This is a genomic window from Ureibacillus thermosphaericus, from assembly GCF_002370195.2.
GTDB lineage: Bacteria > Bacillota > Bacilli > Bacillales_A > Planococcaceae > Ureibacillus > Ureibacillus thermosphaericus.
This window is the reverse complement of the sequence record NZ_AP018335.1, coordinates 1,311,378-1,327,628: the sequence shown is the minus strand read 5'-3', so window position 1 is coordinate 1,327,628 and position 16,251 is coordinate 1,311,378. Positions and strand designations below refer to the sequence as shown.

Sequence of the window (16,251 nt, the reverse complement as noted above, 5' to 3'; positions counted from 1 at the left end):
TTCTATTCTTTCATATACGAGCATTTTGCATATTTTTTGACCCAAGAGCCATAAGGATTTCAAAGACATAAAAAAGGACTTCACCCCTAAAATGTAGAATTTTTGAAGTGACGAAACAACAAAAAATTCAAAAGGAGGAAGTCACTTTGTATATTCTACAAGAAAGCCTATTTTCCTTTGAAGAACTGCAAAAATTAGAGTCAAAAGAGAAATTACCTATCTTTTTTAGCTCGCTTGATTTACGCCCTTATGCTAAACAGTTGAGAAGTTCTTCACCCCGAGGGGCTGACGGTCATTCCAGAGAAGGGATTCTAAGGGCTCTCATCGCTGCCCCACTCGAAGGCATCGACACCTTTACCGCCCTTCATCATCGATTGGATAAAGACCTTCGTTTCCGTTATCAATGCGGTTTATCGATTGATCGCCCCGCACCGTCTATCTCCACTCTCAGCCGGGTTTTTGCAGCACTTACCAAAAAAAAGCTGGCTGAAAAGATCTTCCTTGACTTGGTACAGTTAGCTCAGGAGGAAGGAATAATTGACGGCAGCCACCAGGCCATCGACAGTGCCGCCATTGATGCCTATGAAAAGAAACAGCCCAAAAAGCGTAGTGAACAAACGGGTAATGCCAATTGGGGCGCAAAATATGATTCCTTCGGCAATAAAATTACCTGGTTTGGCTATAAGATGCATCTTTCAGTCGATACCGCAAGCGAACTGCCAATGGCCATAAAAGTAACCCCTGCCCATGTGAACGATGGAGAAGTCGCACCAGAATTAATCGAGCAAGTGGCAGAGCGTACCAAATCCAAAATTGAATTTCTGATCATGGATGGCGGATATGACCAACTAAAAAACTATGAATCAGCCAAAAACATTGGAGCGCAAGCCATTATCCCGCTCAATTTGCGCAACGAAAAAGAGCCTCCTGAAGGGATTTCTTCCAATGGAACTCCGCGTTGTTCCATGGGTTATGAAATGACTTATTGGGGAGCTGATAAGGACCAGCTCAAGTTCAGATGTCCTCACGCAACCGGCAAAGTGGATTGCCCATTAGGAATGGCAGCCTGTTCATCTTCCAACTATGGAATGGTGGTAAAAGTCGACATCAAAAAGGATGTGCGCCGATATTCCAATCCGCACCGTGATACAAAACGTTGGAAAGAGCTTTACAACGAGAGGACAAGTGTAGAACGCTGTAATTCAAGAATGAAAAGCTACCTTACGGCGAACTCCCTACATGTATGGGGAATTGAGAAAGTAAAGAGCCATATTTACCTGAACGCTATTGTATTACTTGTTTCAGCGCTAGCGATGGCAAAGGAAAATAAAGGGAAGAAAGCCGCTTAAAAAAATTCAATGTGAAAAATTCTGCAGGTATGCCCAAAAACAGGATTATTGTAATATTTTGTAAAATAACATGCTGGTAGCTATTTGTCGAGTGCTTTATTTTTTATACTTTTATCCAAAAAATCTAATTTTGCAAAATGCTCATACATATAAAATCCTCAATTTCTGTCTTTTCTCCACTAAAGATTTACATAATCTACGATGTTAAATTATTTATATTTCGTTTCTCTTGGGAAGGGCATCTCAATCTATTTCCTCATTATCCTTCTCACTCACCAAGAAACAACCAGACTCTATCAAAATTTTACAAACGTATTAAAATTCAATTCTATTACGAAAAGTCAATTGCTATAATGGATATATCTAGAAAGAAGGGGTGTGCTATATGAAAAAATGGTTTCCAATAATCTCTATGATTTTTCTATTTCTTGCAATGCCATTCAATGTACAAGCTGCAACAACATTGCAAGAAATAAAAGAGATTGTCAAAAGTGAATATGTGGGCGAAATAAATGGAAATATCGATCAAGCGAATACCATCAATGAAATAATGGAAATGCTTGATCCATACTCCAACTATTATACCCCTGAACAATATGAAAGCTTTATCAAAAGCGTTGATATGAAGCAAATCGGCATTGGGGTTGTGATTCAAAAACATGAAAACGGATTGTTAATTACGGACGTATTAGAAAATGGAAGTGCTTACGAACAAGGGTTAGTAGTTGGAGACATCATTACAAAAGTCAATTCAATATCCCTTAAAGGAAAATCAGTTGAGGAAGGCCAGTCATTACTTTTAGGAAAAGAAAATACAACGGTAAAGCTTGAAATTTTAAAAGAAAATGGTACAACCGTTGTAAAGCAATTGACACGTAAAGCTTTCTCAATACCAAATACCACGAGTCAAATTCTATACGGAAATATTGGCTACATACGGCTTCAATCATTTTCTGAAGATGCTGCTGACCTTGTCAAAAAAGAATATGAAAAATTAACCCATAAAGGTGCGACTTCCTTTATTCTCGATTTGCAAAATAATGGCGGCGGTTATGTAGAATCTGCCGAAGAATTAATCGCTTTATTTAAAAACGCAATGTTTGCATACAAAGTCAAATATCAGGAAGGCAATACACAATATTATTTATATTACGATCGAGATCATTATAAATATCTATTAGAGCCAGACGGTACTCTGCTGGTAAACTTACCTTATTTTGTACAACCAATTTTTGATAATAATACGAAAGTGCTTGTCAATCGTTTTAGTGCAAGCGCTTCTGAAATGACAGTCGCTGCTTTATCGGATTATGACGCTGCTGTTGTTTATGGTGAAAAAACTTATGGAAAAGGCACGATGCAAGGGTTTTATCAATTATCAGATGGCAGTTATTTAAAATTAACAATAGGCGAATTTTTCGGCCCAAAAGGAACAGTCATTCGCGATCAGGGAATAATGCCACATATTAAAACAAATTCAAATCCTATTTATCAAGCACACTTCGATGCAATTGCAGAAAATCTAGTAAACTATAAAGAGTTGAAAGCATTATTAGATGTTCCGACGACGAAAACATTTAATATCACGTTAAATCGTCCATTAGGTGCTATTAATGAAAAGGATGTTGAATTAGTTGAATTAGGTGGGAATAAAGTAGATGTTAATATATTAACGGATGGGAATCAATTAATTGTGACACCGAAAAAACCGTTGAATGAAGGTGGAGAATATATGCTTCTCATTCATCCAACATTAAAAGACAATCAAAATCATCAACTGAAAAAAGGTGCTTACTTGCACATAACAGTAAAAAAAGAATTTTAAAAGGAACATCTAAAATGAGTCATATTTATTGGAGCGGAAAATAAATAATGGCTCATTTTTTATGTTTATTTAAGGAACCAAAAAAAATAATCCTTAAAAAGTTAAACTTTTTTAAGGATTCCAATTGATGAAGCAATCTAGTATTGGCAGAACTTTTCTATTAAGGTCCATCATGTAATTTATCTTTATCTACATATTAATTCTTTAGCAAAATAAATATTAATGAGTTCGGAAGCTAATTGCTCCGGCTCTTTTTCTTTTGTAAACAACATCGTTCGTGTAAGCCGCTCAATAGCACCAACAATACTGTTTATAAAAATACGAATATCATGATCCGAAAATTCTACTCGTTCTTTTAATTTTTCCTCAAGAATTTGTGAAAAGATGTTTTTTAATTCCTCCGACTCTTCTGTTTGGTAGAAACCGATTTTTGTCAGGTGTGGATTACTGGCGAAGAATTTAAAAAGAGCTGTAAAGTTTGTTTGTAATTTTTCGATGAAATTATCTTCATTCCCCACATTGATACGATTTACATTTTCTAAAAATTCATTTCTAAATTGTAATATCAAATCATTATATAGTGATTCTTTATTTTCAAAATAAAGATAGAATGTAGGTTGTGTTAAATTAGCAGCCTTTACGATATCGCTAATTTTAGTTTCATGATACCCAAATTGTGAAAATAATTCTATCGCCTTTTCTTGAAGTAATTTTTTACTTTTTTCTCCACTAGAGTTGACTTTTCGACCCCTCGGCAACTGGACTACCCCCATTCCAAAAACGGTGTGTTGAGTGTTGTGTAAGAATGAAATCGGCTCTTACGGAATTATATTCTTTTAAGAAAAAAGTCGTTTGTTGACAATATTTCCACTACGTAAAAAGTGTTTTAGTAATATAACGTTTCGAACTTTTCGTAAGAGGCATTTCATTTTATTATTAAATCAAGTTCATTATAAAATGGAAATACTTTAAATTGAAGATATTTATCATAATAATACAATTTTCAATCATAAAAGTAGATAAAATCAAACTATGTTTAAAAAATAATGCAAAAATAATCTAGTATTATTATCACAATACATTAGGTATTATGTATTAAATGTATTTTAATCTTTTATACCTATATTAATAATAAAACATTAAATTTCTTATTCTTCCATTTAATTACTTACTAATAATATCTTAATATAACTTAAATTTCGACAATTAATGTTAGCAAATTTCATTTATCCTACAATAGCAAATAGTAGGCTACCGTATTAATATGTCACCATTAATAAAAAAGTGGAATTTACTATAACCCCTCGGGAATTGTTGAATCTTAAACAATCCCGATAAAGCTAGTAAATTCCACTTCTTATTCATTATCCAATTAATTCACTGAGCATTATAACCTGTGATTTAACTTTAAGATTGAATCTAATTAATTTAATTACTTACTCAACTTTCGCACCTAAAAAATAAGCATTAATCATTGGTTTTATTGAAACCAGAGTTTATCAAATATATTCGTTGACAAATTTAAATAATCATGAAAAAACACCTCGTTCTTTGGTATAGTGTAATTGATGAAAAACACTACCATACAGAAGAGGTGTCCCCTATATGATAAACCAAAATAGCCAATTTAATCAACTACCAAAAGAACTTGACTCTGTTTTTTCTGAGCTTGAAATAAATAAGCATCTACGCCAAGCAGGAATTAAAAAATCGTTTGGCTTTAGCTGTTCTTACTTATTTCAACTTATTTTTTGTTTGATTTTTCAACATAGAAATTGGTTTTCCCTACTGGATTCAAAGAAAGCAGATCAATTTCCAGCTAAGGACGCTGTTTATCGTTTTTTAAACCAAGCAACGTTCAACTGGCGCCGCTTTTTATTACTATTGAGCACTTTTACCATTCGAAAAGTGGCAAGTCTTACGAATCGAACACGACCAAAAGTGTTCATTATTGATGATTCTTCCTATGATCGAAATCGCAGTAAAAAGGTCGAATTGCTCGCTCGTTGTTTTGATCATGCTTCACTTAAAATGCGCTTTTATAAAGGTTTTCGTATGCTTACTTTGGGTTGGTCAGATGGCCATACATTTATGCCAATTGACTTTTCTTTAGTCAGTTCGAGAAAGTCACAAATCAATGGTATTTCTGATCACATTGATAAACGCACATGTGGCTATAAACGTAGACAAAATGCACTTCAAACAGAGCCTGAACAGATTCCTGATATGATTAAGCGTGCATTAACGAGTGGAATCGAAGCCAGCTATGTTCTTATGGATTCTTGGTTTACCTTGCCACCACTTGTTAAAGCGATTGTCGATCAAGGATTAGATGTCATAGGGATGGTTAAAGAAACAAAACAACGCTATAACGTAAACGATAAAATGGTTTCACTAAAGCAACTTTATCGCTTAGCTGTACCTGTTCCATCCGGGAAAGGAGTTCTTCGTTCAATTCATACAACAATGGCTAACGGGACACCCGTTAAAGTGGTATTCATTCAAAATAGAAATAAGAAAAGTGAGTGGCTTGCCATCCTTAGTACCGATTGCACGCTCTCCGAACAAGAAATTGTGCGAATCTACGGAATGCGCTGGGATATCGAGGTTTTCTTTAAGACAACCAAATCCCTTTTAAAACTTGAAAAAGAGTTCCAAAGTCGTTCATATGATGCGCTTATTGCCCATACAACGATTGTATTTACACGTTTTATTGTACTCTCTTGGCAGAATCGTTGTAATACGGATGAACGAACAATTGGTGGTCTGTTTTATGAACTATGTGATGAAGTAAATGAACTTGATTGGGCTGTCGCATTGCAGCAGTTAATCGAGCTTCTTCAAGATGTAATAAAACAGACCAACAAGAAAATCAAAAAATTAATTCAAAGTCAACTAGAACAGTGGATATCCAACCTTCCTAGCTATATCAAGGCTTATTTGCCAATTTCAGTCTGCGAAAGTTGAGTTTATTATTTATTGTCACTTCCGTTGCACGCATAAAACCAACAAGATTTTTATTAATTTTTTTATATTGCATCATTCGGCGAAATCCTTGAGCCATATCTGACAAACTCTTATTTAATTCTTCGCCATCATAAACATTTTTAACTGTTAATGTGAGAAACAACCAACGAACTGTTGGCTTTTGTTTAATAACTTCAGCAACAACCTTTTGTGACTGAATGCCATGTTTCATTGCTCTCCTCCAGTTGCACATTGGACAAAGCCTGGATTTACAAAACCACACTCGATACAACTTTCTTTCGCCTGTTTCACGATTTTGTTTATACTCTAATATTTCAGCACAATCTTTTACTCTTTCAGCCTTTTTAAATTCAAGAATATGCAGAAGTTCAAAGTAATCAACATTAGCGATTTTCTTTTCTCTCCATGGTCTCACTTTTCCACTTTTTGTCTTGTCCACTAAAACCCTTGATTTTTCATCTGAATAAATGCTACTATTAGGACACATAATATTAAAAGAAACCCCCATCTATTTAGTTATTTGTTTGGTCACTTATAACTTTAACAGATGGGGTTTTTCTGTGCAACCAATTTTAAGGGTTTTCAATACTTTAAAACACATACATACCAACACTTCAACGCACCTTTCAGCAACTAAAATAAAAATGACGTTATTTCTATATGTATCAAGATAAGAAAGAACAAGTTCAAAACCATCAAAAAAAGACACCTTTTCAGGTGCTTTTTTTATTTTATAAACTCATTCCCTGATCTCGACTTCGTTCTTTTTTTACCTCTCGGTTATGAGTTAGTTCAAATTCGTTCTTTTTAGGTTCTAAATCGTGTTTTTCTTGGAATTGTGCTGTTTTATCCTTTACCTTGTCTACAAACCCCTTAAAAACGTTTTTAAAGGCTTTTAAGCCGTCTGTACGTTCCTTAAGGAATTCCTTAGTGCTTTCATAGATTAAACTCACATCACGCTTTAAATCGCTTATTTTAGACTTTAAAGACTTGTTTTCTTCAAGCAACTCATTATAATCATTTACATTTTCATTAAATCGCTCTACAAGACCACTATATTTTTCTTTAACTTGCCCATGTTCTTTACTTAATTTTTTATATTCTCTCGCCATATCAGTACTCATGAGATTTCTAACATGCTGTTTTAACCTATCGTTATCTCTCGCAGCAGTCACTAAGTTTTTATAATCACGCTCCGATATAACAACATTTTTGGTTGGTTTCTTTTCTGTTTTCATTATTTCTTTTCCCAAACCAAACATGGACTTTTCACCCGTTGGCACTTCAACACTTTTCATGTGTCGTTTCGCTGGTACTTCTAAATCTGATTTAACTTTATCGCTATAAGCAGTCCATTCATCTTTTTTAACTGCTAAATTTTTTTCTAGAAAATCAATCTCTTTTTCCAAAGTTTGTTTTTTAAATTTAGCTGTCTCAATATGTTTACGGTCAGAGCCACGTTCACCACGCTTCAACTCAAAACCCTGTTTTTTCATATGCTCGGGGAATTTATCTTGTAGCCATAACAGTTCTTGACGATTAAACACATTTTTTCCTTGCAGTTTTCCATCACGCATAGGCACAACACCTAAATGCATGTGAGGGGTTTGCTCATCATTATGAACTGTTGCATAAGCAATATTTTGCTTGCCATATCGTTCGGAAAATAATTTATAACTTTCCTCAAAAAATCGTTTTTGTTCTCCTGGATCCAGTTGCTCAAAAAAATCTCGGTCAGATGTTACTAGCAACTCATTTACAAGAACAGCATCTTTCCTCGTTTTTCTTGTACCTGTTTTTTGTGATTCAATAATTTCTTTGACACGTTCGTTGTAATCAATATTTTTATCATTTTTCAAATCATAATTTTCACGTGTTCGCTCATGGTCAATATCATCATTCGTTCTACTTTTTCGCTCTCTTTGATTATGAAATTGCATGCCTTTTAGTCCAGCTGATTTCACTTTTTGCATTCTACAAACTGCATAACTCATATGTAAATCGCTCCTTTTTAGGTGGCACAAATGTGAGGCATTTTCGCTCTTTCCGGCAACCACTTCCAAGTAAAGTATAACACACTATACTTTATATTCATAAAGTGTGTGCTCTGCGAGGCTGTCGGCAGTGCCGACCAAAACCATAAAACCTTTAAGACCTTTCTTTTTTTTACGAGAAAAAAGAAACAAAAAAACCTGCCCTCTGCCACCTCAGCAAAGGGGGGTTTTGCTCTCGTGCTCGTTTAAAAATCAGCAAGGGACAGGTAGTATTTTTTGAGAAGATCACTCAAAAAATCTCCACCTTTAAACCCTTGCCAATTTTTATTTTGTCCGTTTTGTCTAGCTTACCGAAAGCCAGACTCAGCAAGAATAAAATTTTTATTGTCTTTCGGTTTTCTAGTGTAACGGACAAAACCACTCAAAATAAAAAAGATACAAGAGAGGTCTCTCGTATCTTTTATTCAGCAATCGCGCCCTTTAATGGAACAAAAAGATTTGAATTCCTGTTATAAAAAAAGGATCAATTTTGAACTCTCTCCCAAAGTTGATCCCTTAACGATTTAGAAATCCCTTTGAGAATGTTTATATACATTCAAGGTAACCAGCCAACTAATGACAATGATTCCTGAAAAAAGTAATAACAAATTACTATACAGATAAGTTGACTGATCAACTTCCATAGGTAACAACCTTTGATCAAGTAAGGGTATGGATAATAAACCACCTACAATTGCAATACCTGTTCCCTCTGATAAAAAGCTGGTAAAGTTAAGCAAACTCATTCCAGCACCAGCTTCCTGCTGTTTCAAGCTACTTGAAACAATTGTTGATATAACTGTTTTGGTGAACGAAAGCCCACCTAAAACAAATACGATTATAATTGTCATGAACCATGATGTTGTTTCTAAAAGAAAGGAAGCAGTTAAAAAGCTAACAGAAAGAAATGTAACTCCGATGTTTAACACGTATAAAGGACCTCTTCTATCAACAAGTATCCCACCAATGTAGCCGAAAATAATGACACTCATTGTTCCAGGGAAAATAATTACACTTCCGATTTCGGCAGTACTTAGCTGGTGAACATCTTTCATCATATAAGGAACCATAGAGACAAACCCTGCTACTGTTCCAAATATAATTCCCCCACAAAGAACTCCAATCATAAAAGGTATATTTTTCCCTAATCCGGGATCAACAAAAGGATCTGTTACTTTCCTGATATGTTTTACAAATATCAGGAATGACAGCACGCTAACGATAAGAAAAGAAATGCTATATGATGTTGTAAACAACATAAAAAATACAATGCCTACAGACATTAGTATAATTCCTTTGATATCAAAATGACCTTTTATCCTTACTTCTTTCTTTAATAATTTCATAAGAAACGGAACAGTGATAATTGTTATCATAGGAATGAGTAGAAGATAGGACCAATGAATATAATGGGCTATCATTCCACCAATCGCTGGACCGACTCCTTCTCCCATGGCTACTATCGATCCAATAAGACCAAATGCTTTACCCCTATTTTCCTTTGGAATATAGCGCGCAACTACAACCATTACGAGTGCTGGAAATGCAGCTGCACCAGCCCCTTGAATAAAACGAGCCATAATAAGTAAGGAAAAGAAAGAATGGCCAACAAACCCAATTACCGACCCGAAACAATTTATTATAATTCCAAATAGGAGTAACCTTTTGATGCCTAATTGATCAGATAGCTTTCCATATACAGCTGTTCCAATGGAAAAGGTTAACATAAAGGCTGTGTTCACCCAGTTTGTACTCGCAGGTGGTTTATTAAAATCATTTGCAATATCAGGTAATGAGACGTTCAAAACCATTTCATTTAATACGCTAAAAAAAGATAAAATGCAAAGCCAAATTAAAATTTGGTTGTGTCGTAAATTCGATTGTGAATAGGATGTATTCACATTTCACCCTCCAATAATGAGGGCAGACGTAGTTTATAGGGTTAATGATACGCTTCCCTCTTTTAATTGAACCCTGTTACATTCATTACACTTCATAATTAATTCCTCCTAAACTTGATTAAAACATTTTACCACATATAAACTAAGTTTTAAATTCAGTATTTCATCACTTATACAACAATATGGCCCGTTTGTTGAACTACTCTTTAATAAAATAATTTTTCCGTTCCCAATTCCACATTGCAATAATAGAAAATCCATCTTCATCGGCTTTTTCGTCATCATCTGTATGAATCAAATCGCCTTCTTCTGTGTCATCAAGGTTTAATTTTTTATGTATTTCTTTTAACAAACCACCATAGGAGATTAACCTTTTACGGTGTAAACCTTCCTCCAAATCAGACAAACGTTTCAAATTCTTTTCTTCATCATCGGTCATAAAATCCGTATCCTTTACAGGATATTTTGCAGTTTCGTCAATTGCCGATTGTATATCCGATTTATATTTATTTTTCGGTCGAATCATTTGAACTTTTACATTTGGATCATAGTCTAATTTCATTGCCTTTTTCCAAAATTGAATCCATTGTTTTTGATTCACGTAGTTTTCTGTATTCTTAAAATAAGTTGGTTCCACACATACCAATACATGCATGTGCTGATTATAAGAATTATCTTTATTACTCAACTTTCGCAGTCCAAAATCTTGTTTAAATGCTTGATGTAAATGGTTTTGGGAAGTACAAAATTATCATTTGACATTTTTTAAAACTCAACTTTCGCACCTAAAAAATAAGCATTAATCATTGGTTTTATTGAAACCAGAGTTTATCAAATATATTCGTTGACAAATTTAAATAATCATGAAAAAACACCTCGTTCTTTGGTATAGTGTAATTGATGAAAAACACTACCATACAGAAGAGGTGTCCCCTATATGATAAACCAAAATAGCCAATTTAATCAACTACCAAAAGAACTTGACTCTGTTTTTTCTGAGCTTGAAATAAATAAGCATCTACGCCAAGCAGGAATTAAAAAATCGTTTGGCTTTAGCTGTTCTTACTTATTTCAACTTATTTTTTGTTTGATTTTTCAACATAGAAATTGGTTTTCCCTACTGGATTCAAAGAAAGCAGATCAATTTCCAGCTAAGGACGCTGTTTATCGTTTTTTAAACCAAGCAACGTTCAACTGGCGCCGCTTTTTATTACTATTGAGCACTTTTACCATTCGAAAAGTGGCAAGTCTTACGAATCGAACACGACCAAAAGTGTTCATTATTGATGATTCTTCCTATGATCGAAATCGCAGTAAAAAGGTCGAATTGCTCGCTCGTTGTTTTGATCATGCTTCACTTAAAATGCGCTTTTATAAAGGTTTTCGTATGCTTACTTTGGGTTGGTCAGATGGCCATACATTTATGCCAATTGACTTTTCTTTAGTCAGTTCGAGAAAGTCACAAATCAATGGTATTTCTGATCACATTGATAAACGCACATGTGGCTATAAACGTAGACAAAATGCACTTCAAACAGAGCCTGAACAGATTCCTGATATGATTAAGCGTGCATTAACGAGTGGAATCGAAGCCAGCTATGTTCTTATGGATTCTTGGTTTACCTTGCCACCACTTGTTAAAGCGATTGTCGATCAAGGATTAGATGTCATAGGGATGGTTAAAGAAACAAAACAACGCTATAACGTAAACGATAAAATGGTTTCACTAAAGCAACTTTATCGCTTAGCTGTACCTGTTCCATCCGGGAAAGGAGTTCTTCGTTCAATTCATACAACAATGGCTAACGGGACACCCGTTAAAGTGGTATTCATTCAAAATAGAAATAAGAAAAGTGAGTGGCTTGCCATCCTTAGTACCGATTGCACGCTCTCCGAACAAGAAATTGTGCGAATCTACGGAATGCGCTGGGATATCGAGGTTTTCTTTAAGACAACCAAATCCCTTTTAAAACTTGAAAAAGAGTTCCAAAGTCGTTCATATGATGCGCTTATTGCCCATACAACGATTGTATTTACACGTTTTATTGTACTCTCTTGGCAGAATCGTTGTAATACGGATGAACGAACAATTGGTGGTCTGTTTTATGAACTATGTGATGAAGTAAATGAACTTGATTGGGCTGTCGCATTGCAGCAGTTAATCGAGCTTCTTCAAGATGTAATAAAACAGACCAACAAGAAAATCAAAAAATTAATTCAAAGTCAACTAGAACAGTGGATATCCAACCTTCCTAGCTATATCAAGGCTTATTTGCCAATTTCAGTCTGCGAAAGTTGAGTTACTTATTGCTAAAATACTTCTTTTTGATTCCGTTAATATAGTCCTCAACTTCTTTTATTCTAAACAGCATGAATAGACCAATCGTACTTACACTGAAAATAACCAATCCTGTAATAAATGTAACCCACTTATAATCAAAAACGAGATATTTGCTCGATAAATACGTGATACAACCGATTAAAATAAGCGGTATGGATAGTTTGAAGGAATCCTTTAGTTTTCCATTACCTATCTTCAATCCATATCTAAAGTGTGCATAGATAATTAGCAACACTGTATTGACAACTGAACTGATTAACGTACCCCAAGCGATAGAATTAACTCCTGTTGAATCAGCAAGTAAATACATCACCGCAATATTCACGATGAATACATTGACGATGCTGAAAATAACCGGAGCGATCGAGTCTCCTTTTGCATAATAGAAACGAGTAATATACGTATTCGCAGCTAAGAAGAACATAGATAACACGAAAATTTGCATTACTGGTGTCGTTAATTTAGTTCCTTCTTTAGTAAAATTTCCGTACTCAAAAATCACTTGAATAATATTTTCCGCGTAGAAATATGCAAATATGGATACAGGAATCATCAACAATACTAAATAACGTAACCCTCTGCTATATAAACTTTTAATGGATTCATGATCATCTTCTGCTTCTTTGCGGCTTAATATTGGGTAGATTACCGTCGTCACCGCTGTAATTAAAATCGTTTGTGGAAACTGTGTTAAACGGGAAGCATAGTTTACAACGGAAATCGCACTTTCTCCAAACCCTAAAAGCTGAGCAAAGAAACGTTGCAACATGGCATAAATCTGAATTGTTCCACCACCAATCATGATGGGTACAACCATTATCCATAAGTCTTTTGTCGTCGCATCTCGTTTAAATGAGATTCCGATTGGATGTGAAGAATCCAGCTTGCGATAACCTACAATTAAGAAGTAAATCATAATGATGGAACTGGCAAAAGCACTTATACCGTAAGCGATTGGACCAATCACAAAAGATAATGCGACTGCAATAACTAAAAACGCCACATTATATATTAAAATCGAAAAACTGGATAAATGAAATTTATTATGAACATTTAGTAAACCGCTATAATACGATGCGAGAATTAAGAAAATTGATGAAGGCATCATCCAGTAAAATAAATGCTTCGTTAATTCAATTGCATCAGGTGCAATGTCTTCATTATTCTCAAATAACATTTTAATAATTGGGTCGGTAAATAGGAGTAATACCGCTGTCATGACGATTCCAGAGGTTAACACAATCGTGAAGGACTGTTTCACAAATTCCGATTGGTTCGTCGTTTTCCTATTATATAGAGAAATCACAGCTGTCGTAAAAGCACCGCCGACTACTAAATATAAAAAGTTCGGCACCATATAAGCGGTAAAAATACTGTCCGCTGCATAGGAAAATCCGTACTGGTACCCAACGGCCATTTCCCGGAAAAACCCGAAGATGCGGGCTGCTATATTAATGATAGCTACCGCTCCAACGATTTTTAAAAATTTATTCATAGGCTAGAACCTCCGTTCACCGCAGATTCATATAGCCTAATGACCCGTTTCGTAATTTCATCAGCATCATGAATATGCAAAATCTCATCACATGCCTCTTGATTGGTATACTGTTCTTTTGGTGTCGTTAGAGCATTGAACATTTCATCAGCCAGCGCTTTCGGATTTTTTGGCTCTACTAAATGCCCAGCACCATCTTTTAATAAATAAGTTAAACCTCCAACATCCGATGCAATGACAGGCGTTCCGCTAGCTATTGCTTCTAAAGCCACTAAACCGAAGCCTTCTAAATGCGAAGGTAATACAAACACATCGCTCGCTTGATACCATTTCACAAGCTCGTTTTGTTTCATTGGTCCATACATTAGCACGTCATCATCCATTAATGGCGATAGACTATTCACAAAACTTCTATCTCGTTGAGAACCAATGATCACAAGCTTTACTTTTCGATTCGCCTCTTTTTTCACTTGTTGAAAAGCGATTAACAGCTCTTCTACACCTTTTTGCTTAATGACATTCCCAACAAATAAATAGATAAAGGCATCATCTTCTAGATTTAATTCTTTTCTTACCATTTCTTTATTTCCAGGCTTGAATTGTTTCCGATTCACACCCATACTGCAAACCAAAATCCGCTCACGTGGAATGCCATAATCCTTTTCGATTTGCTCGGCAAGCACTGGACCAACGGCAATGACATAGCTGCTTTCCTGCAAGATTTTCTCCGTCCAGTTTCGGATGCTCGCACTTTTCTTCGCCATCCGCTCAATATCGCCGCCATGGGCAGTCACCACATACGGAATATTGAACATTTTCTTCATTATGAATGAAAAAACACCGGATGGGAAAACGTAATGAGCATGCGTAATGGAAATTTCCTTTTTATATTTTAAAGCTTTCGAAAGAACCTCTTTTGCCCACTTACTATATTTCAATATGGTATTTTTCTTACCTGTCTTTGGATTATCATTTGCTGCGACAATTACATCAATATTCGAATTTCGCAGTGCCTCTACTTGATTTTTTACGAAAATACCAAACGAGAGATGTTCTTTTGAAGGATACATATTGCTAATTACAAATACTTTTTTCATTTGTCCTTCACTGCCTTCATCATCAATTCTTTGCCTTTACTCGCTTCTTCATATGCCTTTGCAGCAATTTTTTTCGTTTCACTCACAACTTCTTTCCAATTTTCTCGAATATCGCTAAAGGAACGGGATATGATCATTTCATCCTTTTGAATATCTTCAATCGTAAGACATCTTTTTTCGTTTCCTGTTAATCTCATAAAATTCGTTACTTTTGGATGATAAGAAATCGCAATCACTGGTGTTGCGGAACAAGTTGCAATAATTAAAGAGTGCAAACGCGTACCGATGACTGCATCGTATTTACTCACCACGTCAATTAATTTCAGCGGTTTTAAATTCTCATCAATAATTTTTGTCTTCGATTGATGCTTCATTTTCTTTTGAATATCCTTCGTCACATAGACATCTTGAGGATATTTCGTAGCGAAAAAGGTAATATTGACATGTTCCTTCTCGATTAAATGATCTAAATTCTTAGCCATTCCAGTAATGTAACTTTCATATTTGTCGACGTCGCCAAAAGGCCAATAGTTCGCGTTATACATTGGAACACAAGATACGGCGACTTCCTTTGGCTCGTTAGAATAGCTATCTTTTGGACTGTATAAAGTAAAGGCAGGATCACCAATCACTTTAATTTCTTTATTGACACCTATTTTTTCTAATAGGTCTTTTGATTCCGGATCTCTCACTGAAATATTGAAGGCATGTTTACACATTAATCGAATCATTAGGCGCCCGGTAATGGTGTCGAGAGGACCAGCACCACAGCCATAAACGATATATGGCACTTTCGCATGCTTTGCCATCAGTGCATATGTGCTATATAGGTGAGCTTCACGGCGATAAAAATCCATTAAAATCCCGCCGCCGCCAATAATGAGTAAATCAAATTGAGAAACATATTTTTTATTCGATTGATATGTAGTATAAAAAGTTTTATATAAATTTTTGCGTTTATAATATAATGGATAGCTTTGAACTCCATATTGTTCACTCGTTTGTTGAGTGTTATTGCTAAAAACGGTGATATCTTCACGGGAAATGTTAAATGCTTGCTCGAGCTGCATAATGATGCTGAGCAAAATCGATTCATCCCCGTTGTTATCATTACCGTAATTACCTACGATTCCGATTTTCATGAACCTACATCCTTTATACTTAATAATGAACAATTATATCATATAAAAACTCTCCTCCACATCAAAGTAGGGGAGAGTTT

General features: G+C 35.1%; 12 protein-coding genes and 1 pseudogene. 4 read left to right on the top strand and 9 right to left on the bottom strand.

Annotated features, from left to right (window positions below; translation table 11 throughout):
* Positions 1-146: 146 nt before the first annotated feature.
* Entirely contained in the window at positions 147-1,349 is a 1,203-nt protein-coding gene (locus UtA1_RS06345; protein ID WP_096550413.1) for a transposase, read from the top strand.
* 385 nt (positions 1,350-1,734) lie between these two features.
* The gene (locus UtA1_RS06340; protein WP_096550412.1) at positions 1,735-3,174 is read left to right on the top strand and encodes a S41 family peptidase; all 1,440 of its coding nucleotides are present in this window, start codon (positions 1,735-1,737) and stop codon (positions 3,172-3,174) included.
* A 185-nt stretch (positions 3,175-3,359) separates the two neighbouring features.
* Here UtA1_RS06340 and UtA1_RS06335 read toward each other — a convergent pair whose 3' ends face one another.
* Positions 3,360-3,932: a TetR/AcrR family transcriptional regulator gene (locus tag UtA1_RS06335; RefSeq protein ID WP_096550411.1), complete on the bottom strand. Its 573-nt coding sequence runs from the start codon at positions 3,930-3,932 to the stop codon at positions 3,360-3,362.
* Between the two features lie 847 nt (positions 3,933-4,779).
* Between UtA1_RS06335 and UtA1_RS06330 the strand changes: the two genes are divergently transcribed.
* Complete coding sequence (locus UtA1_RS06330) at positions 4,780-6,141, top strand: IS4 family transposase (RefSeq protein WP_096549894.1); 1,362 nt, start codon at positions 4,780-4,782, stop codon at positions 6,139-6,141.
* Here UtA1_RS06330 and UtA1_RS06325 read toward each other — a convergent pair.
* From UtA1_RS06325 to UtA1_RS06300, 5 genes and pseudogenes are all read right to left on the bottom strand, one after another.
* Positions 6,137-6,649 (bottom strand): annotated as a pseudogene (locus UtA1_RS06325) (protein rep); the annotation flags it as partial. The gene UtA1_RS06330 and the pseudogene UtA1_RS06325 overlap by 5 nt on opposite strands.
* 244 nt (positions 6,650-6,893) lie before the next feature.
* On the bottom strand, positions 6,894-8,156 hold the full coding sequence (gene mobV / locus UtA1_RS06320; protein ID WP_000119405.1) for a MobV family relaxase: 1,263 nt from the start codon (positions 8,154-8,156) through the stop codon (positions 6,894-6,896).
* Between the two features lie 563 nt (positions 8,157-8,719).
* On the bottom strand, positions 8,720-10,096 hold the full coding sequence (gene tet(L), locus UtA1_RS06310) for a tetracycline efflux MFS transporter Tet(L) (RefSeq protein WP_001574277.1): 1,377 nt from the start codon (positions 10,094-10,096) through the stop codon (positions 8,720-8,722).
* A 33-nt stretch (positions 10,097-10,129) separates the two neighbouring features.
* On the bottom strand, positions 10,130-10,192 hold the full coding sequence (locus UtA1_RS18035) for a tetracycline resistance efflux system leader peptide (RefSeq protein ID WP_012779615.1): 63 nt from the start codon (positions 10,190-10,192) through the stop codon (positions 10,130-10,132).
* A 103-nt stretch (positions 10,193-10,295) separates the two neighbouring features.
* The gene (locus UtA1_RS06300) at positions 10,296-10,784 is read right to left on the bottom strand and encodes a protein rep (RefSeq protein WP_232019910.1); all 489 of its coding nucleotides are present in this window, start codon (positions 10,782-10,784) and stop codon (positions 10,296-10,298) included.
* A gap of 249 nt (positions 10,785-11,033) precedes the next feature.
* Between UtA1_RS06300 and UtA1_RS06295 the strand changes: the two genes are divergently transcribed.
* Positions 11,034-12,395, top strand: a complete 1,362-nt coding sequence (locus tag UtA1_RS06295) for an IS4 family transposase (protein ID WP_096549894.1) — start codon at positions 11,034-11,036, stop codon at positions 12,393-12,395.
* Position 12,396: 1 nt separating this feature from the next.
* On the opposite strand, the gene murJ is transcribed toward UtA1_RS06295, so the two are convergent.
* Genes murJ through UtA1_RS06280 form a run of 3 tightly spaced genes read right to left on the bottom strand, consistent with a single transcriptional unit; the run spans position 12,397 to position 16,171 of the window.
* On the bottom strand, positions 12,397-13,932 hold the full coding sequence (gene murJ, locus UtA1_RS06290) for a murein biosynthesis integral membrane protein MurJ (protein ID WP_096550409.1): 1,536 nt from the start codon (positions 13,930-13,932) through the stop codon (positions 12,397-12,399).
* On the bottom strand, positions 13,929-15,029 hold the full coding sequence (locus tag UtA1_RS06285) for a glycosyltransferase (RefSeq protein WP_096550408.1): 1,101 nt from the start codon (positions 15,027-15,029) through the stop codon (positions 13,929-13,931). Before UtA1_RS06285 ends, murJ begins: the two co-directional genes overlap by 4 nt.
* On the bottom strand, positions 15,026-16,171 hold the full coding sequence (locus UtA1_RS06280) for a polysaccharide pyruvyl transferase family protein (protein ID WP_096550407.1): 1,146 nt from the start codon (positions 16,169-16,171) through the stop codon (positions 15,026-15,028). Before UtA1_RS06280 ends, UtA1_RS06285 begins: the two co-directional genes overlap by 4 nt.
* Positions 16,172-16,251: the final 80 nt, after the last annotated feature.

Excerpts from the sequence above, each read along its gene's own strand:
- UtA1_RS06340 (WP_096550412.1), top strand. The coding sequence starts at position 1,735 with ATGAAAAAATGGTTTCCAATAATCTCTATGATTTTTCTATTTCTTGCA.
- UtA1_RS06330 (WP_096549894.1), top strand. The coding sequence starts at position 4,780 with ATGATAAACCAAAATAGCCAATTTAATCAACTACCAAAAGAACTTGAC.
- mobV (WP_000119405.1), bottom strand. The coding sequence starts at position 8,156 with ATGAGTTATGCAGTTTGTAGAATGCAAAAAGTGAAATCAGCTGGACTA.
- UtA1_RS06295 (WP_096549894.1), top strand. The coding sequence starts at position 11,034 with ATGATAAACCAAAATAGCCAATTTAATCAACTACCAAAAGAACTTGAC.
- murJ (WP_096550409.1), bottom strand. The coding sequence starts at position 13,932 with ATGAATAAATTTTTAAAAATCGTTGGAGCGGTAGCTATCATTAATATA.
- UtA1_RS06285 (WP_096550408.1), bottom strand. The coding sequence starts at position 15,029 with ATGAAAAAAGTATTTGTAATTAGCAATATGTATCCTTCAAAAGAACAT.
- UtA1_RS06280 (WP_096550407.1), bottom strand. The coding sequence starts at position 16,171 with ATGAAAATCGGAATCGTAGGTAATTACGGTAATGATAACAACGGGGAT.